The sequence below is a fragment of the Embleya sp. NBC_00888 genome, from assembly GCF_045207655.1.
In the GTDB taxonomy this organism is placed as follows: domain Bacteria; phylum Actinomycetota; class Actinomycetes; order Streptomycetales; family Streptomycetaceae; genus Embleya.
Genome location: NZ_CP108785.1, coordinates 5550653 through 5574646, shown reverse-complemented (window position 1 = coordinate 5574646; position 23994 = coordinate 5550653). Strand labels below are relative to the sequence as shown.

Here is a 23994-nt window from a genome sequence, read left to right as displayed (position 1 = left end):
GGTCCTCCAACTCGGCGGGGTCAACGACGCTCGCGTACACCGCGACGGAGGCACCATCGACGACCCCGCTCACCGGGCCGAACGGCTTGTACACCGCCGGGCCTTCGACGTCGGCGGCGAACGTCCGGGCGGCGGCCGGGTCGTTCGTGATCAGCGTGCGTGGGACCACAAGGCCGCACTCGGCCGCCACCCGCAACTGCAGCGGCTTGTAATCGGCATCCGCCGCCCGCCCCGCAGGCGGCATCCAGCGGCACGGCAACGCGGCCAGGAGCCCGCCGAAGCCCAAGCGTGCCTCGCACTCCGCAATCCGCCGCGCGGGCGCCGACATGCCGGCGGGGAACGCGGCCGGGTCGGACGGCGATAGTGGACCGACCGCACCGTGGCGAGATCGAGATCGCGCCGGTCGTCGCGCAACGACCCGGACCAGGCCGTGCCGTCGAACGTCGCGACCAGGGACAGAGCGAGGGGGAACTCACCCAGATCCGTACGGAAGACCGGCACGGCGCGCCGGTTCAACTCCTCCACAACCAGGTCCGCGGTCGTGTCGAACCGACCCGACAGGACCGGGACTTGGCCCTCCCGGCGCAGCGACGGGGTCGGGGTGGGCGGACGGGTTCAGTCAGCCCTGGTGCCGGGGGCGTCGGGGGCGTCCGTCTGGCCCGACACGGTTGGGTGGGGCCGTAGGCCTTGGGCGGGTTCTCGGTCATGTAGACGCCTGGCGAGAGATCCTCGTACACGCCGGTCTGCGCGTCCTCGTCGTACGACAGGTCCTCGCGCAGGATGCCGGCGGTACCGGCGACCGAAACCAGGAACCGGAACGCGAACGGCAACGAGCCTTGTCGATCCGACAGGTCCGGCAACGGCCCTGCCTCCGACGGGTTCACCGGCAGACGCAACTCCGGAGCGTCCAACGCCAAGCCCACCGGCCCTGCGAAACCCGGCACCAGCCCCGAACCCGCGAAAACACCAGATCAACCAGGCCGATCAGGCCTGCGGACAACCCCGGGCCACCCCAGCACCGTGAGGTTCCCCCGAGATGCGGAAGGCGGCATTCCGTGGCCTGATGGGTCATGAGAAGGGAGCCATCGACATGCCCGCTCCGAAGAAGTACCCGCCCGAGTTGCGGCAGCGTGCCGTGGCGATGTATCGCGCCGCGGAACCCAAGCCCGTGATCCGCCGGATGGCCGACGACCTGGGCGTCCATCCCGAGGCCCTGCGGAACTGGATCCGCCAGGACCAGGCCGACCACGGCGAACGCGAGGCGGCGACCACCGCCGAGAAGGAGGAACTCGCCGCGCTGCGACGCGAGAACCGGGAACTGCGACGGGCGAACGAGATCCTCAAGGCCGCCTCCGCTTTTTTCGCAAGGGAGCTCGACCCGACCCTGCGCAGGTCCTGACGTTCCTCGACGAGCACAAGGACCTCGGGGCCGAGCCCGTCCTCAGGGAACTCCACATCCCCGCCTCCACCTACTACCGCTGGCGCCGTTCGGCCGAAGTCCCCTGCGAACGACGCAGGTTCGACCTGGAACTCACCGCGCGAATCACCGCGATCCACGCCGGATCCGACCACACCTACGGCTCCCCGCGCGTGCACGCCGCCCTCGCCCGCGAAGGCGTGCGCGTGGGCCGCAAACGGGTGGAACGCCTGATGCGCGAGGCCGGCCTGCAAGGAATCAGCCCGAATCGGCGGCCCGAGGGCTTCACCCGCCGCGACCCGGCGGCGGACCTCGCCCCCGACCTCGTGCGGCGCGACTTCACCGCCCGGGTGCCGAACCGGCTGTGGGTCACCGACCTGACGATGATCCCGACCGGCGAGGGACCGCTGTGGCTCGCCGCGATCCGCGACGCCTTCTCGCGCCGGGTGGTGGCCTGGGAGACGTCCGCCCGCGCGGACGCGGACCTGGTCCTGACCGTGCTCGAATACGCCCTGCGCGGGCGTGAAGTCGCGCCCGGCACGTTGGTCCATCACGCCGACCACGGCTGTCAGTACACGTCGATCAAACTGACAACGCGCCTTCTGCGCGCCGGAGTTGCCGCCTCGATGGGTTCGGTGGGCGACTCCTACGACAACGCCCTCGCCGAGAACCTGTGGAGCGTCATCAAGACCGAGTGCATCCGTGGCAGGGTCGCCGAGACCCGTGCCGAGGCCAACCTGGCGCTCTTCGCCTACATCGACGGCTGGTACAACCCCAAACGCATCCAAAAGCGTCTGGGACGGCTCAGCCCGGACGAATACGAGGAGAAGCACTACGCCGAACAAGCGACGGCCAACCAGGCAATCATCAAAACCCCGCAACCCGCCCTGACCAGCTAATCCACACCTCCCGCACAACGGGGGAAGCTCAACCCGACCACTGCCGCGCCGCCCGGACCGCCTACGGCGACCCTCTCGACATCGGCGAACGCGTCCCCCACCCTCCGTCACCCGCAACCCTCCGTCACCCGCAACGCGAAGGAGACACGACGAAGACGACACCGATCAATACGGCTTCATGTCCCCAGAGATTCGGAAACGTGTCACCACGGTCCAGGACCGAAACAACCACGACCCGCATGAACAAGAACACTCATCAGTGACACACAGAACCGAACATCCCAGTGACACCACAACCGAACCTCACACCTGGGACACGGCCTGATCCCGGCCCGCGGGGAACGCACCATGGCCGCGCTCGTGTTGCTGTGCCTGGAGCAGCAGCCGATCCCGCTGCCCGGCGAGGACACCGCACCGACCGACGTCGACCAGGTCCTCGACGCCGCCCGGCGCCTGGTCGGGGTCGGAGCGGTCGGTCACGACGACGAGCTCGGCGGGTACCTCGTCCCCCGCTACGACCTCCCCGCCGCGTTCAGGAGATAGGCCCGGGGCGCGTCGCCGGGTCGGCATCGCGCGAGTGGACCTGGACCCGGCTAACGCGAGTTCGGGTCCTGGCCCGTCAGGGCGGTCAGCAGTTCGATGATCCGGGCGTTCGCGGCACGCTGCTCGGCGACGAACGCGGTGAGCCCGGTCAGCGTCTCACCGTGTTCGTCCTGGCCGCGGGAGATCTTCTCCCGGCACCGCTGCAACCGGGCGGGGGGTGTTCATGCCGCCCTCCAGTTCACGACCAGGTGCGGCTCGTTCGCCCCTTTGGTCCGGGCCGTCACCGACCTTGCCCACTGACTGCTCCGGCTGGCTCGAGCGGCTCCCGGCACGGCATGGCCGCGTGGTCGTCGGCTTCGCCGGCTGCGGCTTCCGCGACGGCGCCGAGCGTTGCGACGGGTCAGTGGTGGGTGATCCACCACACGATCCAAGTGCCGGTGGCGGTGCCCGCGCCGGTGGCGAGGCCGCGAGTGGCGCTTGCGGCGAGGGTACGGACGACACGCACCAGGCGGCCTCGGCTCGCGCGGGTGGGGTCGCTGGTGGGCTGATCGTCGTTCACGGTGGTCTCCCCGAGTGGGTGCGAACCCCTGGGCGGGTTCGCGTCGCCCCATCGAGCGCTCACGGACGTTTTTCCGGCGACCGTCCCCGGGCCGGTCGTCCGTCTCTAGGCTGCTGGGTCCGGGAGCGTGGGTTATCCGGTGGTCGTCCGGACCGGATCCGGACCGGACGGGAAGGTCGGGGTGCGTGGCAGGGGATGTGGGCGGCAAGGCGGCGGAACTGGCGCGGTCGCTCAGGGAGTTGTGGGAGCGGGCCGGGTCGCCCACGTACGCGACACTCGTTCGCCGAGGCGCCGGGGAACGACCCGCGGTGGTGTTGAGGACGACGGTGCTCAGCGACTGGTTCAACGGGCGCGGGGTGCCGGCCGATCCGGTGCGGTTCGCGTTCCTGGTGACATGGCTGGAGCGCGAGGCCGCCCGCATCGATCACTCCCATGTCGCGACGCCGGCCGCGGGGTGGGAACGCCGGCGCACGGCTGCCGAGCGGGAACGCCGCCCCGCCGGACGACCCCGCGCGCCCCGTCGCGGCGAACCCACGGACGGTGGGGGTGGTTTCGTCGGGCGGCCGGTTCGCGAGTTCACGGATCCGTTCGCGTTGGAGGTCCACCACGCGATCGACGCCCCCGAACACGCGCAGGCCGGGTTGCCGCTGTTGCCGGTGTACGTGCCCCGTGCCCACGACCTGGTGCTGCGCGAGGAGGTCGACCGCGCGGTCGGCGGGGAGAGCGTGATGGTCACGTTGGTGGCCGGGTCCTCCACCGGCAAGACCCGCGCCTGCTGGGAAGCGCTCCGGGGTGTGCCGGACGGGTGGCGGTTGTGGCATCCCATCGCCCCCGGACGGCCTGAGGCCGCCTTGGCCGAGTTGTCGGCCGTCGGGCCGCGCACGGTCGTGTGGTTGAACGAGGCCCAGTTCTATCTGGGAGCTGTCGGGGTCGGGGAACGTGTTGCGGCCGAGGTGCGTGAACTTTTGCGCGACCGGTCCCGCGGCCCGGTGCTGGTGCTGGCGACGCTGTGGCCCGACCCCCACTGGACGACCCTGACCGCCACCCCCGCGGCTGGGACGCCGGATCCGCACGCCCAGGCCCGGGCCCTGCTGACGGGCACCGATCTGCGGGTTCCGGAGGCCTTCACCGGCACCGACCTGGACGCCGTCCGAGAACGCGCCGTGGAGGATCCGCGGTTGGTAAACGCCCTGGCGGCCGGTGACGACGGGCGGGTCACGCAGTATCTGGCGGGGGCGCTCGCGCTGCTCAAACGCCTCGAGTTGGCGCCGGCCGCCGCCCGGGCGGTACTCGAAGCGGCGATGGACGCCCGACGCCTCGGCCACGGACCCGTCCTGCGACAGGCGTTCCTCGAGGACGCCGCCGACGCCTACCTCACCGACCACGAATCCGACACCCTCGACGACGACTGGTTCGAACAAGCCCTCGCCCACACCACCGAACGGGTCCACGGCGCGACCGCACCCCTGACCCGCATCCGCCCCCGGGGGAGACGCACCCGCGACGTCACCGGCGACGGACCCACCTACCGCCTCGCCGACTACCTCGAACAACACGCACGGCGCACCCGCAGCACCTCGTGCCCTGATACCTCGTTCTGGATCGCCGCCCACGACCACGCCCACACCACCGACGACACTGTCAACCTCGCAGAAGCCGCAGTCGACAGGCTCCGGCTCCGCCATGCCGAACGCCTGTACCGCAAAGCGGCGAACACGTGCGATACACGCGCTCTTGTAGGACTGGCCCGGCTGCTGGGGGCTGCGGGGGACCTGGAAGGCGCCGAAGGCCTCTACCGCCAAGCCTCCGACGCCGGAAACCTCGACGCGCTATGGGCCGTCGCCTGGACGCTTGGGGAGGCGGGGGACCTGGAAGGCGCCGAACGCCTCTGCCGCCAAGCGGCCGATGCCGGAGAACCCCACGCGTTGACGGACCTGGCCAACCTGCTGGAGGAGGTGGGGGACCTGGAAGGCGCCCAACGCCTGTACCGCCAAGCGGCCGATGCCGGAGAACCCTACGCGCTGATGGACCTGGCCAACCTGCTGGAGGAGGTGGGGGACCTGGAAGGCGCCGAAGGCCTCTACCGCCAAGCCGCCGACGCCGGAAACCTCGACGCGCTAGGGATCCTGGCCTGGATGCGAGGGGAGGTGGGGGACCACGAAGGCGCCGAACGCCTCTACCGCCAAGCCGCCGACACCGAAGACACCGGCGTACTGATACGCCTGGGCAGGCTGCTGGAGGGAGCGGGGGACCGGGAAGGCGCCCAACGCCTGTACCGCCGAGTCGCCGACGCCGGAAACACCGCCGGGCTGAAGCACATGGCCCTTCTGCTGGAGGAGGCGGGGGACCGGGAAGGCGCCGAACGCCTATACCGCCAAGCCGCCGACACCGGACAACCCCACGCGCTGACGGACCTGGGCAGGCTGCTGGAGGAGGCGGGGGACCGGGAAGGCGCCGAACGCTTATACCGCCGAGTCGCCGACGCCGGACACGCCTACGCGCTGGAGGACGTGGGGGATCGCAACAGCGTCGAACGTGTCTTGCTCCGTCGTGGTCTCGACGCCGACGACGACCTTCCACCCTTCGAGGAATGAACCGGCATCAGGCGGCAGCGGGGGCTTGGATTGAGTCGCTCTGACGTCATGCGGTTGGGATCCGGCGATTCGAACGCTCACGCGCGAACGTCATCACAGGCATTTGCTTTCGAAGCGGGATGGTTCGCCTCTGCACGGCCCTATGGAAGGATCGAGTCGTGAACAGAGGATTATCGAAGACCGCAGCCATTGTTGTCATGACGGTTGTTTTGGGAGGATGTGCGGCATCGAATCCGGATACCGTCTGCACCGCCGACAAGTCGCCCTCCCTGATGTTCGACATCGCTCCCGACGTCGCCGATCGCGTCACCGACATCTCCATACGCCTCTGCAGGGCGGGATCGTGCGAGGAACCGTCCGTGACGCTGCTGCCCGCCCGGGAAGGGTCCGGTCGAGTCGGTCGGGTCCTCGACTCGGCCCTGACGGCGGAGCCCGTGGAGACGACGGTGCAGGTGAGTACCTCGACGGCCGGCGATCCCGTGGCCTCACGGCTCACGATCACGCCCCGAACGATCCGCCGCGGTGGGAACTGCGGAGTCGACTACACCGCACAACTCCGTGTCGCCGGCGACGGGAGCGTCACCCAGTCCTGAGTGTGATCAGGAGCGGAAAGGGAACGGCCGGACCTTGCCGTCTTCCTGTTCGAGGCGATTTCGTCGCGGGTCACTCCCAGTAGTCGATATGGCCGGAAAGCTCCTGTCGCCATCATTATCCATCCGGTTGGATCGAGCGGTCGGGAAAGAGCCGCTCTCTTTCGAGGCGGCCGCGAACCCGATAATTCCACCGATCGAATCCCATGGAAAAATGGTGAATCATGGATCGACGTTCTAAAAGTCGCTTACGGGGCATTCCACTGCTCGTGTCCGCGGCTCTAGTGCTCGGCCTCACGGCCGGGATTCCGACCGCATCCGCGGCGGACGGGCCCGGGGCATCGAACCCGACCCCGTCGAATCAACTCCGAGACACCCCGCAGGATCGGCTCATCCATAGGAACTCGGCCGTCCTGAGCCGCATCGCCGATCAGCTGATCAACGTGCCGGAGGATCGCCGGAAGGACGTCCCGGGCTTCGCGGGGATCGTCCTGGACGCAGAGCAGGGCAAGATATCCGTCTACTGGAAGGGGGAGGCCCCCGCCAGGATCGGTCGGATCCTTGACGCCGCGCCGCGCGGCATCACGGGTCGGATCCTGCCGGCGCCGTACTCCAAGCATGAACTGAGCGTCGCCCGCGACGCGTTCTTCGCCCGGGAGGACACCCGCGACCCGGCGTCCCTGGCCGCACGAGGTCTGCGGGCGGGGTCCGTCACCGCCCTCTCGGACGGGACCGGACTCGACGTGGCCTACGACATCGAGGCCGCACCGCTGCAACCGGGCCTCGCTACGGACACCGCCGAACCACCCGCCGCGGAGTCCGACATCGGCCGGCGAATGACGGCCGACCTCAAGGTTCCCGTGATCCTGCATCGCCGACCCGCCCCCGTGCCCGCGGCAACGCGACAGAACGACGCCTCCCCGTGGAAGGGCGGCGCCGCTCTGTACACCCCCACCAAGAAGTTCTGCTCCTCGGGGTTCGGCGCGTATTCCGGAGCCGGGTCATTCCTCATCACGGCGAACCACTGCGGCGCGCAGGGCCTCTACAGTGACTGGGCCGAAGAACCCATCGGCGACGTCTGGGGCGCTCGCCCGTCGATGGACGCGGCCGTGATTAAGATCGCCAACGGATATTCCGCCGAGTACTACTACGACGGCCCCTGGGACACCCAGTGGGGCAAGATCGTGGACGGATCCGCCACCAACTGGACCGGCGACTACATCTGCGGCTCCGGGGCCATGTCCGGCATCCGATGCAATCTGAAGATCATCAACGATGACACCACGTGCGACATCAACACCGGCGTCCGGGTATCTCCCTGCGTGCAGGCGAAGCGAGTCTTCCCGACGGACATTGCCCTCGCCTTGGGCGACAGCGGCGGCCCCATCGTCGCGTCGTCGGACGGAACGTACGGACCGAAGATGACGGCCCGCGGGATCATCAGCGCCTCGTACGGGACCTGGGTGGTCTGCCCGCCGGAGGGCGACGGCGTCGCGGGCCCGACGGAATGCTTCGAGGGCGTCTCGTACGTGCCGATCCGGCCGATCCTGAACAACTTCGGCATCAGCCTGCGCACCGGATAGGCGAACCGAGAATCCGGGCGACTCCCTTCGGGAAGGGCGCGGTCCGACGGCCGGACGGGGGTGAGCGGGCGTCGGACCGCGCGAGTGCCGACCACGGGGAAGCCGGCAGCACCGGACGACTACCCGAGTCACGACCGGCAATGCACCTGGGCCCGTGCGTGATTGTTCGGGCGCGGCCACGGCAGCGTGGCGAACCGCGATCGAAGGAGCGTGGTCCGGTTCAGCAGGGAACCTGGGGTGCGGCGGTAGTCGGGGGACGATCCGTGTGTTGCCGGCCACTTCGATGAGGGTGGTGTCGAAGGACCAGGAGCGGGTCTCGAAGGGGGCGCGGCCGGGGGCCTTCCGTAAGCGGGTCGGGAACCTCGAAGTCCCACGCCGCCATGTGGAAACCGTGGTGGCGTTCGACGGATGGTCCGAACAGGTGCGCCTCGGGGTGTGGATCACCACCACCAGGTCCAGGCGAGCGAAGCTTCCGGCCGAGCGGAGCACCGCGCTCGACGAACTCGGCGTGCGATGGACGTGAGTACCGGTTTCCGAACCCCTGGGCGGGGTCGGGGTCATAGCCCGGTCCCCCATCCGCTGTACCCCAGGGAGAGCCACGCCCGAGGTTTCCGACAGTCATCCACGCACTCTTGCTGCCGAACCCAGGCGCTTCGGCAGCGCGTGTACGACGCCGTCGCCGGGTCGGACGAGCTGACACCCGACATGAGCTTCCGGCTCGGGGAGGCGTTCGCCTCGCTCGGGTCGGCGGCACGGACCCTGGAAGCGGCGGCCAACGAGGCCACCCGGGCCTGAACGCCCAGGGCAGTTCCGTTCGCCGAACGGTCACCGTGACCACGTCGGTTTCGAGCGCAACATACCGGGACGCCACGTCCCGGTGTTGGGCGGCGTCTTCCCGGGTCTTTCGTTCTTCTCTGGTTAGTGTCGTGATCGACTCGGCGATGACGGTGCCGACGTTCCACCGGGAGGCGACCATGTCTGTTGACCCTTCGGATCCTTCGACTTTCGAAGAGGATCCCCACGTGGTCGAGATCGACGTCGAGGTTCCCGAGGCGGACGCGGCGGAACGACACGCCGGCCTCACGCCGCGGCGTGACGACCGACTCACGGGTTTCGATCCGGCTGCCGCCGGCGCGGCCGATGCGGCCGATGCGGCCGAACAGGCGCGGGTGGTGGAACCGGACGAGGACGACTACCGCTGAACCCCGTTCCCGGGTGGGGTCTGTCGTTCGGGCGGGCGTGTCGGTCTCGTTCGGGTGAAGTGCGCGCGCCGGGGGCCGCGTTGGTGTAACGGTGGGTGGGTGTCCTTTGCGGGGTCCACACTTTTCGCCTCGTGGCGTGTTGTGCGGGCTGTGCCCCGCGACGGAGACGAGGGAATGGCTCCGGCCGCGGCAACGCGTGGCCGGAGCCATTCCTGTTCGTCGCGCGGGCACTTCGGTGGAGGGGAGGACGACCGGTCGGTGCCCGTGGACGGGTCAGGGTGTCTCGCCGCGCCTGATCCTCTGAGCGATGGTCTCGATGTGTTGGTCGAACATGCGGTTGATGGTCTCCACCAGCTGCGGGTCCGGGTCCGGGCGGAGCAGGCCGGGGACCGGGTCGTCGAGGCCGATGTGCCGGCCGGGTGTGTTGAGGCTTCGAGGCGTTCCAGGACGAAGGCGTCGAGGTTGCTGTTGAGGACATGGTTGACGGGTTCGAGCGCGGGGTCGGGGGGTTGTCGGGCGAGGAGTTCGAGGCGGCGGTGGATCGCGCGGAGTTCCTCGTCGGAGCGGGCTGCGGACTCTTCGCTCATGACGGCTTTGCAGGTGTGGCCTTCGTCGTTGGTCCATTCACGGATGACCCACACGTGACCTCCCAGGTTCGGGACCGGGAAGGGTACTCCGCGGATCCGACAAGCAGAAGAGGGGTCGCGTCGCGGGTTACCGGGGCCGTCGGTGCTCGCGGTGCGGGCCGGTGAGGGGCGGGGGTTGCTGTGAGGATGGCGGGTGATGGTGATATTCGTGGCGGTGTTCGCGGCCGGGGCCGGTCTGGGATCGTTCGTGCGCTCGGTGGTCTTCCAGCACGCGGTGCCCGCCGGCGAACCGCTTCGCCGGGCCTGCCCCGGCTGTGGCGGGGCGGTTCCCGTGCCGGGCCCGGTCACGGTGCGGCCGTTGTCCGCGCGGGGGCGCTGCCGGTGGTGTCGGGTGCGCCTGGGTCCGGCGCCTGGGGTGCCGGAGGTGTCGACGGGGCTGGGTTTCGTGGGCGCGGTGGCCGTGGCGGCTCCGCCGTGGACGGCGATCGCATGGTGCTGGTTGGTGCCGTTCGCCGTGGCGTTGGCGTTGGTCGACGCCGCGGTCCACCGGCTTCCCGATCGGCTCGTCCTGGTCGCCGGCGTCGGCCTGGTCGTGGTCCTCGCGGGCGTCGCCGCGGCGCAGGCCCGTCCCGGGGCGTTCGTTCGCGCGGTGGTGGCGGGCCTGGTGCTGGGGGCTTTCCATCTGGTGCCGGCGTTGGTGGGTGGGATGGGCATGGGTGACGTCAAGCTCGCCCTGGTCGTCGGCGCGGCGTTGGGGTGGGTGGGTTGGTCGTGTGTGCTCGTGGGCGCGTGTGCGGCGTTCGTGGTGTCGGGTGTGTACGCCGGGGTGATGCTCGTGGTGCGTCGGGGTGGGCGCGGAGGGCGGGTGCCGTTCGGGCCGTTCATGATCGCGGGCGCGTGCGTCGCGCTCGCGATCGGCGGTACCTGACGCGGCGGCATCCCGCCCCGGGGCGGGGTGCCGGTTTCCGTTTCGCGGACCGGGTCCGGGGTCAGGGGCGCAGGTTCTCCAGGAGGGCCCGGATGGCGTCGCGGTCACGGGTGCCTTCGGTGAGGAGGGCGAGTTGGGCGGGGATGCCGCCGTTGTTGACGGAGGCGGCCTGTTCGCCGAAGGCGGTGTGGACGGCGTCGTCGAGGTCTCCTTCACCGATGCCGAGGTCGGCGGCGAGGGCGAGCAGGTCGCGGGTGTATTGCAGTGCCGCGAGCGCGGTGCGGACGCTGTGGCCGGTGGAGGCGTCGAGCAGTTCCGTGCGGATGCCGGGGTCGGGTTCGGCTGCGATCGCCGCGACGGTGTCGGCGTCGACCATCGGGGTGCCGGATCGGTCGCACGGGCCCTGCCAGGTGAGTCCCGGGACGCGAACGAACAGGTCGCCGGGCTCGCCTCGGTCGATTTCGGTCCGCGCGACGTACGCGAGTTTGTGATCCAGCGCGGTGAGTTCGTCGAGGAGGCCCTGCACGCCGTCGGCGTTGATGCCGTAGGCCGTCAGGTCTTGGCCCGGCGTGAGCTGGGGCGCGTCCGTGTCGGGGTCGGTGCGGTAGCGCTCGGTGTCGGTCATGAATCCCGCGTCGCGCAGGTGATCGCCGAGTTCGGCCGAACTGTCCGGGGAGCAGTCGATGACGGTGAGGATGGCGTAGTACTCGTCGTCCATTGCCGATTCTCCTTGTCGTCGTGCGGGTGTCGGGGGTACGGGGGCTACGCGTGGCGGAGGTCGCGTCGGGCGCGGTTGAGGTGGTGGTCGGTAGCCGCGACCGGGTCGATGTCGGTGGCGGCGGTTCCGCGCCAGTCGGCGGGCCTGCCCGGCGCCTGCGGTGCCTCGGGGTCGGCCGCGGGGTGGTTGAGCCATCCCCACAGATCGCCGACGAGTTCACGCAGTCGGCCGCCGTCGTCGTCCTCCAGGTAGAAGTTCGAGTCGCCGCCGAACCCGTAGGGGTCCACGTAGTCCCAGAGGCAGACGAGGCGGGTCCCGAAGGTGGTGTTGAGGCGTCCCAGGACGGTGTTCACGTGGTCCTGGTCGTATCCGTCGTCCATGGATCCGCGCAGATCGTCCAGTACTTGGGCGTGGGGGTCGTGGTGCGGATCGGGCGACGGCGTGCTGCGAGGGCCGGCGTTGATCCACTCTTCGAGGCGTGCGCGGAGGTCGTGCACGGTGATCGAGGCCAGCTCCTCGATGGGCACGCCGAGGTCGTCGTGGAACGAGAAACCGGCGCGGTACCCGAGGCCGCGCTCGTGGATTTCGACGGCGGACGGCGGGAAGTAGCGCAACTCCCACTGCCACCCGGCGTCGCGCACGCGCACATAGGGCGTGTGTCCGTTCTCCAGGTGGATCGTCTCGTTGGGGAATTGGGCCCGTGTCTCGTCGTAGTCGCGTTCTTGGGCCCGGCGGACGATGTCGTCGCACAGGCTCGACAGTCTCGCCCGATGGTGTTCGCGACGGACGTGCCGCTCGTCGACGCCGGTGGATTCGATCAGTTCCCGAGCGGCGTCCGCGCCGGGGTCCCCGTCGCTTCCTCGGGCCGGATGGTCGGGGGTGTGCATGCGTTTCTCCCTTCGGGCTTCGGGGTTCGGGCGGGACCGGCCCCCGGGGCCCGCCGCGTCGCGCGGCGGGCCCGGGGGGTTCATGCCGGGGTGTCGTGGCAGCAGGCGCAGGGGGCGACCTCGGCGCGGCGTGCGCGCTGTTCCAGGCAGGTGCGGCAGGTGATCTCGCCCGTGGTGATCCGGTATCGGGTGAGCCGCTGGTTGCGGTCCATCGTGCGGCACAGGGGGTGGACGGCCTGGTGGTCGTGGTCGCGGGGGTGGGCGGTGTGGGTCCCGCCGCCCAGGACCGGTGTGCACAGCGTGGAGAAGGTGTCCTCGTCGGCGACGGTGATGTGGGTCCGCCAGTCCTGGTCGAGGGCCGCGTCCCATGCCTTGGCGGGGGTGTGGGTCCTGGCGCGCCACAGGGTGCGGGCGGCGGCGGTGACGGCCGTTCGGCGGCGTTCGGGCAGGTCCTCGAAGTTGCGGCGGGCCCAGCGGTTGGCGGGTTCGGTCCGACCTCGGGGTCCTGTGGTGTCGGTGGGTTCCGGAAATGCCATCGGTACTCCTTGGGGGTGTCCGTTCGGGTGGCGGTCAGGTGCGGATGCCGGCGTGGAAGCGTTCGGTGGCGATGCGGACGGCGCGTTCGGCGCCGGTGGCGCGGACGACGTCCCGGTGGGTGAAGGCGAGGCCGGGGATCCGGTGGTGTATGTCGAGGTCGGGCTCGCCCGGGATGGTGGCGTGGAAGGTCACCGCGCGGTCGTCGTGGGTGCCGTGGACGCTCCACCACCGGGTCGGCTTCGCGCGGGTGGGGGCGATACCGGCGCGGCTCAGGGCGTGGTCGGCGTCGACGGCCCATATCCGGTCGGCGTAGGGCACGGTGCCGTCGGACAGGCGGGCGAGTTCCAGGTCGGCGGCTTCGCCTGGGAACGTGCCCAGGACGAGCGCGGTGTCGTCGGGCATGCGCAGGCCGACGACGGTGAACGGGACGTGGACGTAGTCGATGCCGTCGGCGACGGCCCGGACGTACGCGTGCTCGCCGACGACGCGGGCCGCGTTGTCGTGGTCGGGGCGGATGCCCACGAGTCGGTCGCGGACGAAGCGCATGGCCTCGCGGGGGTCGACGTTCCAGTTCCTCGCGGTGAACGCCGTCGCAGCCGGGCCCTGGGGGGTGAGGACGATGTCGATGTCGCCGTGCCGTCCCTCGACGGCGGCGACAACCGTCCTGTCCTCGCCGCGCCGCACGCCGAGCACGGTGTACGGGATCAGGGGGCTCTTCAGGAGCGGCGAGGTGAGGCGGACGTGGGCGCGCTCGCGTCGGGCGAACGTCAGGGACGCGCGCCCCGACGACTCGGGCGGGTCGGTCGGGTCGGTGGGGGTGTGAGTGTCGTCGGCGGGGGTTCGGGGTGTGGGGGTGTCGGTCACGGTTCGTCCTCCGGACGTGGATCGTGGTGGGGCTCGGGTCGGGTGGGGTGTGGGGGTGAACGGCGGGGCGGGTGTGGGGCGTTCGCCCCGCTGTTCACCGGGTGGGTCTAGGTGGTGGGCGGGCGGCGGTAGAGGTACTCGCGCATGGCGTGGACGTAGGCGGTGACGGCCTCGACCATGTGGGCGTCGTCGGCGGGGCCGCTGCGCTCGATCCGGAAGAGGTCCTGGGGGATGTAGTCGGTGGGCGGGTCGTCCCAGCGGTGGTGCATCGCGGTCCAGGCCCCGACTTCGCAGAGGTTGTCGGGGAGTTCGTCGTCGTGCTCGGTGTCGGCGATGTGCAGTCGGGAGCCGTCGGGAAGGACCAGGAGGATCAGGGGGTAGCCGGCGGCGTCGACGGCGACGCGGGCGACGTGCCCGGCGGCGTTGAGGGCGTCGACCACCGGGGCGTATTCCTCGTGCATGCGCCGCTCCGGTTCGTCCAGGGCGGGCTGGGCCATCGCCTCGACGACGGCCGCCAGGGCGGGGTACGTCCACCAGCCCCTGGGGGTGACGGTCGATTCCTCGCGGCCGTCCGTGACGCGTCGGCCCACGTGGATGTCGCGGCCCGACACCGACACGGTCGCGTGGGCGGGGAACTCGCAGGCCGGTGGGTCGGTGCGGTGCGTGGTGATCGTGGGCTGCGCGGGGCGGCGCCGGACCGCCCCGACGATCACCGCGACGTCCCAGGGGGTGGGTGTTTCGGGGTCCCGGGTCTCGGGGGCACCAGCCAGGATCGCGCGGATGGTGGGGACGGCGACCTCGGGGCGCACGGCGCTCCCGCGCAGGGTCAGGTACGCGATCGGCTCGCCCTCGTGGGGGGCGTCCAGTTCGGTGCGCGGGTGGATGCTCACGCCCACTGACTCGCCGGCCGAGAACACGACGACCGGGTGCACGCTCATCGACGCCTGCCCACGGCGCGCGGGGGCGACGGGCACGTGGAATCTGCCGGCGCCGGGCGCGGCCCACAGGGCGCGGGCGATGGCCGCGACGTGGGCGGGCTCGCCCCGGAGCTCGCCGGGGTTGTACAGGCCGGGGCTGTTGTGGCTGAAACGCGTGGGCTGCATGCCCATGGGGTCTTCTCCCTCGTGTGGTGTGGGGCGGTGGGCCGGCCCCGCCTCGCGGTGTTCGCGACGCGGCACGGCGAGGCGGGGCCGGTGGGTGGGGGTGCGGGGGCCTATCGGCCGCCGCAGCCGGCGTGGCCGCAACCGCCGCAGAATCCGCCGTGGTTGCACACGCACGGGCACGGGCCGCCGGCGGTGGCGGTCGTCCGTCGGCGGGTGGGGCGCGGTGCGGGGCCGGCCGGGCGGGCGGACGCGTTCGCGGGCGCGGCGGCGGTGATCGCGGTGGTGGTGGTGTGTTCCGTCGCGTACTTGTAGGCGTCGACCAGGGTGTTGAGGTCGCGCACCGCGATGGCGTGGTGGGTGGCGGTGGCGTCGAGTCGGGGGCCGGCGCCCTGGAGGATCCCGGCCTCGTGGAGGCGGCCTTGGGGAACGGCTTCCAGCGCGCGGTTGAGCGTGTCGATCAGGCGGTGGATGTCGTCGACGAGGGTGGTGGTGGCGCGGTCGACGTCGGTGGCGATGGTGTCGATGAGCACGGCCAGGCCGTGGAGGCTGTCGGACTTGTCGGCGTGGCGCTCGTGCAGGGCGCCGGGGGTGACGCCGAGGCGGTCGATCACGGTCCGGGTGCCCGGCTTCGAGGCGGCGATCCCACGCGGGGTCGGCGGGGTGGGCGCGGTCGTGGGGGTGGGCGGCTTGGGCATCGGGGTGTTCTCCGTTCGTGGTGTGTGGGAGGGCGGGATCGGGGGGTGGGGTCAGCGTTTGAGGACGTGGACTCGTTGGCCGCCGATCAGGGGCGCGGTGGGTGGGCCGGCGATGTGGTCGCCGATCCAGATGGGGCGGGCGCGGACCTCGTCGCTGAAGCGCGGTGCGCGGTAGCGGCGCCAGTGGCCGCGAACGACCCAGCGGTGCTGGTAGGCGCGGGTTCCCGGGGTGTTCTCCTCGGCGCCGTCGCCGGATGTGCGGGCGTGGCGCAGCTCGATGACCCGTACGCGGGCGGGTGTTCGGGGGGTGAGGCGGGCGATGCGGCGGCGGGCGGCGCGGGGGATGTCGCGGGTCGTGTGGGTCGCGATGGTCTGGCCCATCAGGAGCCAGGTGGCCGCGAGCAGGCGCAGGGTGTGGGCGTTGTGGTCGCCGAAGGCGGCGTCGACGGGGCTGCCGGGGTGGAGTGCAGCGGAGAGGGCGAAGTCGTGGTGGTGGGGGGTGTGGACGGGGTGGAGGCGGTGTTCGGGGCGGGTGGGGTGGGGGCGGGGTCGGGTGTCGGTGTGGGGGACCGGGTACATCGCGGTGTAGTGCCGGGTCCAGTAGTCGACGGCGGTGGTGCCGCGTTGGGGGCCCCAGGTGATCGCGTGGACCGGGCGCCTGACGCCGTTGCGGTCGCTGTCGTCGGGTGGGTCCTGGAAGACGAGGAGGCCGGCGGGGGCGGGCAGGTCCTCGACGGTGAAGGTGTAGTCGGTCAGGCTGCGGGCGGCGTGGTGGGCCAGGGCCGTCATGTCGGCGGTGACGTAGAACGCCTCGGCCAGGTCGAGCGTGTCGGCGAGGTGGCGGGCGACGGAGGCGGGCACGGTGTGTCCGGCGAACGCGGGTCCGGTGGGCAGGCGGTGGATGCCGGCGGCGGTGAACAAGGTGGTGAAGTAGCCGGTGGCGCCGTGGCCGGTGGTGTCGTGGGCCCACGCGGCCATTTCGGCCTGGAGTTCGGGGACGTCCTGGGCGGTGCGGACGATCACGGTCGTTCCTCCTTCGACGGGCGGGCGATAGGCGCGGGCGGGCGGTTCGGGTCGGGGTTCGGGCAGGGGGCATCGCCGACGCGCAGGGGGTGTGGTGGGTGTGGGCCGGTGTGGTCACGGGCCCGGGGCCGGGGCGGCCCGCCCGGGTGCTGTGGCGGGGCGGGCGCCCGGCGGTCGTGCGAAGTGCGGCCGTGCCGTGGGGCGGTGGGTCAGGGTGTGCGGGTGGGGCGGCGGACGTGGTCGGGCAGGTCCTCGGGGTGGCGGACGATGTCGGTGGTCATCGCGGCGCAGAACGCGGTGATGGGCTCGTCCGGGATCGGGCCGGTGAACTCGACCTCCCAGGAACCGGTGAACTGGGCGTTGCCGACGGTGACCTGCCACCGTGCTCCCCCGTCCGGGGCCGCGCCCGGGGCCGGGTCGGGGTCGGGGTCGGTGGTGTGGGTGATGGTGGCCAGGTTGTCGGGTGCGGTGAGGGTGTGTGTGCCGGTGTCGCCGGTGCGGGTCCAGCCGGCGCCGGTGAGGATCTCGAACGCCGGCCCCGGGTCGCCGGGAGTGCCGGGCGGGCGGACGCGGGCGGGGAGGGCGGACAGGGCCGCGCAGAACGCGTTGATCAGCTCCTCGGGAACGCCGTCGGGGAACCCGGCGTGCCAGGCGATCCGCCGGTCGGCGCCGCCCACCACGACCATCCGGATCGGGTCCGGATCGTCGAGGGGGCGTTCCGGCCGCCAGGACACGAACGCGTTCCGGTCCGGGGCGATCAGGTGGATGTTGCCGGGGTCGTCCTCGCGGCGGGTCCAGGCGGCGTCGGTGAGCGTGTCGAAGATCGCGCCGACCGTGCCGTGTCCGATGCCCGCCAGATAGGCGGGCACGCTCACGTCGCCGTCCGGGTCGTACAGGTGCTTCAGAAGCTGGAGTTCCGCCTCTGGTGTCATCGCACGTGTCCCTTTCCGTGCGGGTGCGGTCGATGGATTCGGACCCCGGGGTGTCGGGGGCGGGTGGGGCGGACCGGGTCGGCGCGGTCGGGCAGTTCCTCGGGGTGGCGGACCAGGCCGGCGGGGTCGGTCATCGCGCGGCAGAACGTCTCGACGAGTTCATGGGGCACGTCGTCGGTGAACGTGGTGTGCCAGGTGGGCTGGTACCTGCCGTCGCCGACGGTGATCCGCCACAGGTTGTCGTGGTGGTGGTAGTCGGGGTCCTCGGGCTGGAACCGCACCCTCGCCAGGCGGTCCGGGGACCACGCGGTGACGTTGCACCAGGAGTCGGTGACCATGGTCCAGCCCGCCACCTCCAGCGTGCGGAAGACCGCGCCGACGGTGTTGTCGCCGATACCCGCCAGGTAGGGCCTGACCGCGATCCGGCTGTCCGGGTCCTCGAAGCAGGCGCCTTCGTCGTCGTTCACCGGCTCGTCCTCGACGTGGGCGTGTTCCTCGCTGTTCACGGGGTCGTCCTCTCGGTTCGGTGGGGTCGTGCGCCCGGGCCGGGCGCACGACCAGGCGGGGTCAGGGCCTCGGGCCGGCGTCGGCGCGGACGCCGGCGGTGGTCCCGGACGGGTCGTGCGGGGCGGCCGGGTCGGGCGCGATGGCACGCCGGTAGGTGTCCAGGAGGCCGCGTAGTTCTTCGGCGGTGCTCTCGCGGCGGGCGGCGTTGACGGCGGCGTCGCGGGCGATTCGCCCGGCCCGGGAAAGGCCGTACGGGTCCGAGAGGCGGGCGGCTGCCGGGTCGATGTCCCGCGGGTCCGCGCCGAAGTTGTCGAGCATGTTGAGAACGTCGGCGGTGTGGACGATCCGGGCGATCAGTCGGGCCAGGCCCGGGGCCGCGTCGGTGCCGGGCGGAGTGTCCCGAAAGTCCACGAGCGCCCGGTCGGGGTCTGCGGATGTGTCGCCGAGGGCTTCGTGGATAGGACTTGGTCGGCGGGGGTGGTGGGCAGGCGGTAGGTCACGGCCCAGTCGATGTCGGCGCCGATGACGTTCGCGGCGGACATGGTGGATGTGGAGGTGATCACGACGGGCTCCCGTCGGGAGGTGATGGGTTCGGAATCGGGTGTCGGGGGTCAGAACCAGCGGTCGCAGGTCGCCGTGTGGAATCGGGCCTGGCCGATGTAGGGGCCGGCGACCGCGCGTTCGATCACCTCGTCGGCGTAGTCCGGGTCGAGGACCCGGCCGAGGTCGGCGAGGTTGGTGATCTCCACCATGGGCATCGGCCGGTCGCAGCAGGGGCATTCGCTCACCCAGCACACCGTGAACACGTCCTCCGGGGAGGGCTCGTCGGGGGCGGGCGGCACCCAGAACGTGTGCCGGCGCGTGCCGTCGGGCACGTGGAGGAACCAGATCAGGTCGGGGCCCCGTTCGCGGACGATGACCTCCGGGTCCACCTCGAGCATCCGGGCGAGCATCCGCCACGGCTCGCTGCGGCGCATGTGCGTGAACACGTTCGCGCGGAACAGGCCGTAGGCCTCGTGGGCCCGCAGGGCGCCGTCCGCACGCTCCGCGAGCGTGATCGGCACCGGTTCCGGGCCCCGGGTGTTTCTAATGGCTTGGGTTCTAAAGGTGGTTGCAACACCTGACCCTGCGGGGTGTTGCGATGGCCAAGCCGCGTCGAACATCGAAGAAGCGCGGACCTGCTCCGTTGGCGGACAAGCGTGATCAATACCTTCGCCTCATGGCGCAAGGGATGAGCAACTCGGCGGCGTGCCGCGAGGTGGGGATCAACCGCAGGACCGGGACCCGCTGGCGGTACGGACGCAAGGCGGTCGACCGTACCGGGCGCGAGCGTGTTTACGCGCCGATCACCGAGGAGCGCCGTCGCGACGGCACTTCGGACCGGTTCCTGGCCGAGGACGAGCGCCTCGTCATCGCCGATCTGCTCCGGTCCGGGAACTCGCTGCGCGCGATCGCCCGGGAACTCGGCCGCAGCCCGGCCACGATCAGCCGGGAGGTGCGGCGCAACAGCGACCCACGCACCGGCAAATACCACCCCTACCAGGCACAGCGCCGGGCGGCCGTGCGCCGCGCCCGCTCGAAGGAAGGCAAGATACGGCGCGACCCCGAGCTGAAGGAGTTCATCCAGCAGCGTCTGGACCGGCGGTGGAGCCCGGAGCAGATCTGCCAGGCCCTGCGCACCGCCTTCCCGGACGAGCCCGAGCGGCACCTCGCGCACGAGACCGTCTACCAGGCCGTCTATCTGCCGCACCGCGGCGGCCTGGAGCGCACCCCCGGCGTCCTGCGCACGGGCCGACCCGCTCGCCGTCGACGCCGCCGGCCCGACGAGCGCGCCACCCGGTTCATCGACCCCGGCACCCTGATCAGCCATCGCCCCGAGGAGCTCAACGACCGTCAGGTGGCGGGCAGTTGGGAGGGCGACCTGATCGTCGGCAAGGGCAACCGGTCCGCGATCGGCACCCTGGTCGACCGATCCACCCGCTACGTCAAACTCCTCCACCTGCCCGGTGGCCGGGGCGCCGAGCAGGTCCGCGACGCGCTCGTCCACGCCCTCGGCGACCTCCCCGCCGAGCTGGCCCGCTCGGTGACCTGGGATCAGGGCAGCGAGATGAGTCGGCACGACGAGTTCACCCGCGCCACCGGCATTCCCGTCTACTTCTGCGAACCCGCCAGCCCCTGGCAACGCGGCTCGAACGAGAACACGAACGGCCTGCTCCGCCAGTACTTCCCCAAGAGCACCGACCTGTCCCTCTTCGGCGCCGAGGACCTCGCCTTCGTCGCCGCCGAACTCAACAGCCGCCCCCGCAAGACCCTCAACTGGAACACCCCCGCGAACCTCTTCGCTAGGCTCGTCGCAACACTGGAATGATCACCGTGTTGCGACGATTACTGGAATCCGCCGTTCGACGCGGCTTGGCCATCGCAACACCCCGCAGGGTCAGGTGTTGCAACCACCTTTAGAACCCAAGCCATTCCGGTGGGGCCAAAAACACCCGGTATAGACAGCTCCCGGAAGTCACGTCCCACACCGTGAGCTCACGACGGCCGCGCACGCCGACGGTGATCGCCGCCGCGGCCTGCGGCGCTGCGGGGAGGGGGCGTCGGGGGGCCGCGTCGGCCGACACGGGGGTGTCGTGGGCCGGCTCGTCCGGGTCGGGGACCTCGGTGGCGGGGTCCGCTGTCCGGGCCCACAGGTGGGCGTGTTGGGCCTCGCGGACGATCCCCGCCAACGGCGGCGGCTCCGCGTCCCCCACCCGGTGCCGGCGACGCCGGTGCGCGCGGGCGAACACCAACGCCGCCGCGATCCCCGCCGCGAACGTCACCCCGATGAAGCCCGCCTCCCCCACCTCGATCCCCACCGGACGACCCTCGTCCTCGCGATCGTCCGAGGGCGAGGCCGCGGACGGAGGCACGGCGGGCGCGGTGGTGGCGGGCGCATCCGCGGTCGCCGTCGGAATCGGAACCTCGGCCGGGGCCGGAGGTGCGGCCGGGGCGGGAAGGTTCTCGCCGGGCGGGGTGGTCGGCTCGGACCGGTGCGGGGACTCGGCGGCCGGCGACGCGGGCCCGGTCGACCCCGGCGGCGGCGCGGCAGGCGCGGGAACGTCGGCCGGCTGCGCGGGATTCGGCGGCGCGGTCTCGGGCGTGGCAGGCGCGGTCGGCGTGTGCGGAGCCTGCTCCGGGTCGGGGGTGTCCGCGGCGGGCGCGGTCGCGTCGGCGGGCAGGTGCAGGACCCAGCCCGGCTCGATCAGGTCCGGATCGCCCAGGAGGGCACCGTCGGGCTGCGGCAGGGTCTTGCTGAGCTTGTAGATCTCCGGCCACCGCAGCGGATCGCCCAGGCATTCGGCGGCGATGTCCCACAGGGTGTCGCCGCGTTGGACTGTGTACGGAACCGGCGGCCCCACCGCGGCGCTGCGGGCAGGCATCGGGCGGGCGGCCGTGTACTGCTCGCCGACCGACGCGGGCGCGGGGGCGGGGGCGTGTCGGTCGACGATCGTCGCCGGTTGGGCAATCCCCGGTGGTCGGTGTGTGTGGTCGGGCGCGGCGGCGGGGGCCGCCGCGGCGGTGGCGCCGGTGCGCCACATCGCCAGGACGGTGAGCATCACGCCGCCGACCAGGACGGCCGCGACCATGCGATAGGCGGGCAGCTCGGCCAGGTGTGCGGCATGCGCGGCCCGGGCCCCGGTATCGGCGGCCAGGGCGGGCAGGCGGCGGGCGTACCAGCCGAGTTCGCCGAGGATGTTGAGGACGAACGCGAGCCAGCAGATCCAGGCGATGACGGCGAGGAGGCGGATGAGGGTGTCGTCCTCGATCGGCTGGGAGAGGTTGTCCCAGGCCTGGCTCGGGGAACCCCAACCCTCGCCGCGATGCCAGGGGTTCGGGTTGCCGACGAAACGCACGAGCAGCCACGGGATGCCGACCGTGAGCGCGGCGAGGCCGGCTGTGTCGAACAACAGGCGCGCAGTGGCCGCGACCGCGTGCAGGAGGCGGCGCAGTCCGGTGGGAGGGGTCGTCGTCATGGTGTGCCCCCCGGGCGGGAGTCGTTTTTGGTGAGGACGCCGCGCTGTGCCTCGGCCGTCGCCGACGCCGTGACCGTAATCTGCGAAACCCCGGCCAAGGTCAGGATCTGCGTGCGCTGTTTGTGGGTCACATGAACCGTGACCCGGGCACCGGTGACGGTCGCGGTGCCCTGATACCCGGCACCGGCAAGGGAATCCAGGGCCGCCTGGCGCGCCTTCGCCGCATCCACGGTGGCGGGGCCGGCGCCCCGGGCTGCCGCCAGGTCCAGGGCCTGGGCGCCGGAACGCGCGGCCTCCTGCGCGGCGTCGAGCGCGTCCGTCTTCGCCGCCAGGGCCAGGCCGCCGTCCAGGACCAGCCCGGCACACAACAACAGGCCGGCGATCAGCGCCGCGACGAAAGCGGTGATGCGCCCTTCGTCGCCGGTGAGACTCACGCGGCGAACCCGGGCGCGCAGGCGGGCGATCGCAACTCGTGGGGTCATCGTGAACTCCCCGGGGTGCCGGAGGTACCGCGGTGGGTGTCGACGGCGGAGCTGGCCGTCGCCGAGAGCGTGCGGCTGCCCGGCAACCCGAACGCCGTCACGTCCGCCAAGTCCACGGCGCAGCGCACGGTCACCCTGGCGACGCCGCCGGGCGCGAACGAGGAGACGTCCACGCTCACCCCGACCTTGCTGCAGGACAGCCCGGCGGAGGCGAGCGCGCTGCGCGCGGTGCTCTCGGCGCGGGTGCGGGCGGTGACCGGGTCCCGCGCCAGTGATGCCGCGCGTGCGGCCTGGTGGGCGGCGTCCTTGACCTCGATCCGGTTCCCTGCCAGGCGTCCGGCGGCGACCACCAGGAGCAGGATCATGACCAGGAGCGGCAGCAGGACGGTGAGTTCGGCGGTGATCGAACCGGCATCGGGCCGCGCACGCAGCAGCGCGACGCGGCGGCGCACGGCATCCGACGCGCGGCGGGCTCGGGTCGGGGGCATCGGTCATCGCCTCGTGTCGGAGGTCGCGGCTTCGCTGATGTCCGGCCGGAAGGTGTCGACGGGGCCGGAGACGACGGCCTTGACGCCGGGGTGCATGCCGGGGACGACCGAGACGGTGCTCCCCCTGATGACCACGCGCACGGTGGTGCCGTCGCGGGTCACCTGCACGGACGGGTTCTGCAGGGTGCGGCCGCCGATCGCGGCCAGGACCGACTCCGCCCGCGCCTGCCCCGCCGCCGCCGTCCCGCCGTCGGCGCGAGCCTGAGCGAGGGCGCGGGAGGCGGCGGCCTGCGCCACGTGTTGGGCGTGCATGGCCAACGCGAACTGCACGATCAACAGCAGGATCAGCATCAGCAGCGGCGTGATGACTGCCAGTTCGGCGCTCACCCCGCCCGAGTCGTCGCGGAGTCGGGCGCGCACGCGGCGGACGCGTCCCGGGCCGGGCCCGGGATCGGGGGTCGCCCGACGGGGTCGACGGGGCGTTGTCGTGGTGGGCATGGCGGCTACAGGAAGGCGAGGACGGCGTGGGCGACGAACGTGTGGGCGGCCGAGACCGCGGTGTGCGTGGCGCCGTCGACCGTGTCCATCCCGAAGTTGATCGAATTCACCTTCGTGATGATCTTGCCCCGGAGAATCACCAGGACGGCGATCGCAATGGCCAGGAGCGTCGCGGTGACGATGATCGTCTCGGTGGTGTAGCCGTCGTCCTCCGTCCGCAGCCGATGCCACAGATCCCGCGCCGAAGCACGAAAGCCGCCTGCGGGCTCGGCCGGTTCGGCGGTCGCAGTCTCGTCGTCGCCCGGAGCGGGGGTGTTCTCGGTGGTCATCGGTGCCTTCCTT

General features: G+C 71.6%; 30 protein-coding genes. 11 read left to right on the top strand and 19 right to left on the bottom strand.

Annotated elements, in window-relative coordinates:
* Positions 1-150 precede the first annotated feature (150 nt).
* Positions 151-501, bottom strand: coding sequence for a hypothetical protein (locus OG948_RS58865; RefSeq protein WP_331773652.1), 351 nt, complete (start codon positions 499-501; stop codon positions 151-153).
* A gap of 589 nt (positions 502-1090) precedes the next feature.
* On the opposite strand from OG948_RS58865, the gene OG948_RS58860 reads away from it, so the two are divergent.
* The 3 genes from OG948_RS58860 to OG948_RS58850 all read left to right on the top strand — a co-directional run bounded on the left by OG948_RS58860 (position 1091) and on the right by OG948_RS58850 (position 2859).
* Positions 1091-1399 (top strand): transposase, encoded by a 309-nt coding sequence (locus OG948_RS58860; protein WP_331773267.1) that lies wholly within the window; start codon positions 1091-1093, stop codon positions 1397-1399.
* On the top strand, positions 1396-2316 hold the full coding sequence (locus OG948_RS58855; protein ID WP_331773651.1) for an IS3 family transposase: 921 nt from the start codon (positions 1396-1398) through the stop codon (positions 2314-2316). The genes OG948_RS58860 and OG948_RS58855 overlap by 4 nt, the downstream gene beginning before the upstream one ends.
* A gap of 348 nt (positions 2317-2664) precedes the next feature.
* Complete coding sequence (locus OG948_RS58850) at positions 2665-2859, top strand: hypothetical protein (RefSeq protein WP_331773266.1); 195 nt, start codon at positions 2665-2667, stop codon at positions 2857-2859.
* Between the two features lie 50 nt (positions 2860-2909).
* Here the strand turns inward: OG948_RS58850 and OG948_RS58845 are convergent, their stop codons facing one another.
* Complete coding sequence (locus OG948_RS58845) at positions 2910-3065, bottom strand: hypothetical protein (RefSeq protein ID WP_331773265.1); 156 nt, start codon at positions 3063-3065, stop codon at positions 2910-2912.
* Positions 3066-3259: 194 nt separating this feature from the next.
* Entirely contained in the window at positions 3260-3418 is a 159-nt protein-coding gene (locus tag OG948_RS58840; RefSeq protein ID WP_331773264.1) for a hypothetical protein, read from the bottom strand.
* 185 nt (positions 3419-3603) lie between these two features.
* Between OG948_RS58840 and OG948_RS58835 the strand changes: the two genes are divergently transcribed.
* The 7 genes from OG948_RS58835 to OG948_RS58805 all read left to right on the top strand — a co-directional run bounded on the left by OG948_RS58835 (position 3604) and on the right by OG948_RS58805 (position 10902).
* Positions 3604-6012 (top strand): tetratricopeptide repeat protein, encoded by a 2409-nt coding sequence (locus OG948_RS58835; RefSeq protein WP_331773263.1) that lies wholly within the window; start codon positions 3604-3606, stop codon positions 6010-6012.
* A 359-nt stretch (positions 6013-6371) separates the two neighbouring features.
* Complete coding sequence (locus OG948_RS58830; protein ID WP_331773262.1) at positions 6372-6605, top strand: hypothetical protein; 234 nt, start codon at positions 6372-6374, stop codon at positions 6603-6605.
* Between the two features lie 440 nt (positions 6606-7045).
* Positions 7046-8185, top strand: a complete 1140-nt coding sequence (locus OG948_RS58825) for a S1 family peptidase (protein ID WP_331773261.1) — start codon at positions 7046-7048, stop codon at positions 8183-8185.
* 292 nt (positions 8186-8477) lie between these two features.
* Entirely contained in the window at positions 8478-8708 is a 231-nt protein-coding gene (locus OG948_RS58820; protein WP_331773260.1) for a helicase associated domain-containing protein, read from the top strand.
* Positions 8709-8848: 140 nt separating this feature from the next.
* Complete coding sequence (locus OG948_RS58815) at positions 8849-8980, top strand: hypothetical protein (RefSeq protein ID WP_331773259.1); 132 nt, start codon at positions 8849-8851, stop codon at positions 8978-8980.
* A 179-nt stretch (positions 8981-9159) separates the two neighbouring features.
* Positions 9160-9387, top strand: a complete 228-nt coding sequence (locus OG948_RS58810) for a hypothetical protein (RefSeq protein ID WP_331773650.1) — start codon at positions 9160-9162, stop codon at positions 9385-9387.
* A 783-nt stretch (positions 9388-10170) separates the two neighbouring features.
* On the top strand, positions 10171-10902 hold the full coding sequence (locus OG948_RS58805; protein ID WP_331773258.1) for an A24 family peptidase: 732 nt from the start codon (positions 10171-10173) through the stop codon (positions 10900-10902).
* Between the two features lie 61 nt (positions 10903-10963).
* Here OG948_RS58805 and OG948_RS58800 read toward each other — a convergent pair whose 3' ends face one another.
* The 11 genes from OG948_RS58800 to OG948_RS58750 all read right to left on the bottom strand — a co-directional run bounded on the left by OG948_RS58800 (position 10964) and on the right by OG948_RS58750 (position 19232).
* Entirely contained in the window at positions 10964-11620 is a 657-nt protein-coding gene (locus OG948_RS58800) for a hypothetical protein (RefSeq protein WP_331773257.1), read from the bottom strand.
* 44 nt (positions 11621-11664) lie between these two features.
* Positions 11665-12507, bottom strand: coding sequence for a hypothetical protein (locus OG948_RS58795; RefSeq protein ID WP_331773256.1), 843 nt, complete (start codon positions 12505-12507; stop codon positions 11665-11667).
* Positions 12508-12587: 80 nt separating this feature from the next.
* Positions 12588-13043 (bottom strand): hypothetical protein, encoded by a 456-nt coding sequence (locus OG948_RS58790; protein ID WP_331773255.1) that lies wholly within the window; start codon positions 13041-13043, stop codon positions 12588-12590.
* A 34-nt stretch (positions 13044-13077) separates the two neighbouring features.
* Positions 13078-13908 carry a hypothetical protein gene (locus tag OG948_RS58785; protein WP_331773254.1) on the bottom strand — a complete coding sequence of 277 codons (831 nt, stop codon included), beginning with the start codon at positions 13906-13908 and terminating at the stop codon, positions 13078-13080.
* 107 nt (positions 13909-14015) lie between these two features.
* Positions 14016-15017: a hypothetical protein gene (locus OG948_RS58780; RefSeq protein ID WP_331773253.1), complete on the bottom strand. Its 1002-nt coding sequence runs from the start codon at positions 15015-15017 to the stop codon at positions 14016-14018.
* Positions 15018-15121: 104 nt separating this feature from the next.
* Positions 15122-15706, bottom strand: a complete 585-nt coding sequence (locus OG948_RS58775; RefSeq protein WP_331773252.1) for a hypothetical protein — start codon at positions 15704-15706, stop codon at positions 15122-15124.
* A gap of 51 nt (positions 15707-15757) precedes the next feature.
* Entirely contained in the window at positions 15758-16729 is a 972-nt protein-coding gene (locus tag OG948_RS58770; protein ID WP_331773251.1) for a hypothetical protein, read from the bottom strand.
* Between the two features lie 209 nt (positions 16730-16938).
* Positions 16939-17661 (bottom strand): DUF317 domain-containing protein, encoded by a 723-nt coding sequence (locus OG948_RS58765; RefSeq protein ID WP_331773250.1) that lies wholly within the window; start codon positions 17659-17661, stop codon positions 16939-16941.
* Positions 17658-18167, bottom strand: coding sequence for a DUF317 domain-containing protein (locus OG948_RS58760; RefSeq protein WP_331773249.1), 510 nt, complete (start codon positions 18165-18167; stop codon positions 17658-17660). The genes OG948_RS58765 and OG948_RS58760 overlap by 4 nt, the downstream gene beginning before the upstream one ends.
* A gap of 61 nt (positions 18168-18228) precedes the next feature.
* Positions 18229-18579, bottom strand: coding sequence for a hypothetical protein (locus tag OG948_RS58755; RefSeq protein WP_331773248.1), 351 nt, complete (start codon positions 18577-18579; stop codon positions 18229-18231).
* 200 nt (positions 18580-18779) lie between these two features.
* Positions 18780-19232 (bottom strand): hypothetical protein, encoded by a 453-nt coding sequence (locus OG948_RS58750; protein WP_331773246.1) that lies wholly within the window; start codon positions 19230-19232, stop codon positions 18780-18782.
* A 167-nt stretch (positions 19233-19399) separates the two neighbouring features.
* Here OG948_RS58750 and OG948_RS58745 point away from each other — a divergent pair, with 167 nt between their 5' ends.
* Positions 19400-20536: an IS30 family transposase gene (locus tag OG948_RS58745; RefSeq protein WP_331773245.1), complete on the top strand. Its 1137-nt coding sequence runs from the start codon at positions 19400-19402 to the stop codon at positions 20534-20536.
* Positions 20537-20624: 88 nt separating this feature from the next.
* Here OG948_RS58745 and OG948_RS58740 read toward each other — a convergent pair whose 3' ends face one another.
* From OG948_RS58740 to OG948_RS58720, 5 genes are all read right to left on the bottom strand, one after another.
* Entirely contained in the window at positions 20625-22184 is a 1560-nt protein-coding gene (locus OG948_RS58740) for a LysM peptidoglycan-binding domain-containing protein (RefSeq protein ID WP_331773244.1), read from the bottom strand.
* The gene (locus tag OG948_RS58735; protein ID WP_331773243.1) at positions 22181-22666 is read right to left on the bottom strand and encodes a hypothetical protein; all 486 of its coding nucleotides are present in this window, start codon (positions 22664-22666) and stop codon (positions 22181-22183) included. Before OG948_RS58735 ends, OG948_RS58740 begins: the two co-directional genes overlap by 4 nt.
* Positions 22663-23154 (bottom strand): TadE/TadG family type IV pilus assembly protein, encoded by a 492-nt coding sequence (locus OG948_RS58730; protein WP_331773242.1) that lies wholly within the window; start codon positions 23152-23154, stop codon positions 22663-22665. Before OG948_RS58730 ends, OG948_RS58735 begins: the two co-directional genes overlap by 4 nt.
* A gap of 3 nt (positions 23155-23157) precedes the next feature.
* Positions 23158-23574 carry a TadE/TadG family type IV pilus assembly protein gene (locus OG948_RS58725; RefSeq protein WP_331773241.1) on the bottom strand — a complete coding sequence of 139 codons (417 nt, stop codon included), beginning with the start codon at positions 23572-23574 and terminating at the stop codon, positions 23158-23160.
* Between the two features lie 83 nt (positions 23575-23657).
* Positions 23658-23981, bottom strand: a complete 324-nt coding sequence (locus OG948_RS58720; RefSeq protein WP_331773240.1) for a hypothetical protein — start codon at positions 23979-23981, stop codon at positions 23658-23660.
* Between the last annotated feature and the right edge of the window lie 13 nt (positions 23982-23994).

Bases quoted from the DNA above. Each gene is read 5' to 3' on its own strand.
- OG948_RS58860 (WP_331773267.1), top strand. From the start codon at position 1,091: ATGCCCGCTCCGAAGAAGTACCCGCCCGAGTTGCGGCAGCGTGCCGTG.
- OG948_RS58850 (WP_331773266.1), top strand. From the start codon at position 2,665: ATGGCCGCGCTCGTGTTGCTGTGCCTGGAGCAGCAGCCGATCCCGCTG.
- OG948_RS58810 (WP_331773650.1), top strand. From the start codon at position 9,160: ATGTCTGTTGACCCTTCGGATCCTTCGACTTTCGAAGAGGATCCCCAC.
- OG948_RS58805 (WP_331773258.1), top strand. From the start codon at position 10,171: ATGGTGATATTCGTGGCGGTGTTCGCGGCCGGGGCCGGTCTGGGATCG.
- OG948_RS58800 (WP_331773257.1), bottom strand. From the start codon at position 11,620: ATGGACGACGAGTACTACGCCATCCTCACCGTCATCGACTGCTCCCCG.
- OG948_RS58795 (WP_331773256.1), bottom strand. From the start codon at position 12,507: ATGCACACCCCCGACCATCCGGCCCGAGGAAGCGACGGGGACCCCGGC.
- OG948_RS58790 (WP_331773255.1), bottom strand. From the start codon at position 13,043: ATGGCATTTCCGGAACCCACCGACACCACAGGACCCCGAGGTCGGACC.
- OG948_RS58780 (WP_331773253.1), bottom strand. From the start codon at position 15,017: ATGGGCATGCAGCCCACGCGTTTCAGCCACAACAGCCCCGGCCTGTAC.
- OG948_RS58775 (WP_331773252.1), bottom strand. From the start codon at position 15,706: ATGCCCAAGCCGCCCACCCCCACGACCGCGCCCACCCCGCCGACCCCG.
- OG948_RS58765 (WP_331773250.1), bottom strand. From the start codon at position 17,661: ATGACACCAGAGGCGGAACTCCAGCTTCTGAAGCACCTGTACGACCCG.
- OG948_RS58745 (WP_331773245.1), top strand. From the start codon at position 19,400: ATGAGCAACTCGGCGGCGTGCCGCGAGGTGGGGATCAACCGCAGGACC.
- OG948_RS58740 (WP_331773244.1), bottom strand. From the start codon at position 22,184: ATGACGACGACCCCTCCCACCGGACTGCGCCGCCTCCTGCACGCGGTC.
- OG948_RS58735 (WP_331773243.1), bottom strand. From the start codon at position 22,666: ATGACCCCACGAGTTGCGATCGCCCGCCTGCGCGCCCGGGTTCGCCGC.
- OG948_RS58730 (WP_331773242.1), bottom strand. From the start codon at position 23,154: ATGCCCCCGACCCGAGCCCGCCGCGCGTCGGATGCCGTGCGCCGCCGC.
- OG948_RS58720 (WP_331773240.1), bottom strand. From the start codon at position 23,981: ATGACCACCGAGAACACCCCCGCTCCGGGCGACGACGAGACTGCGACC.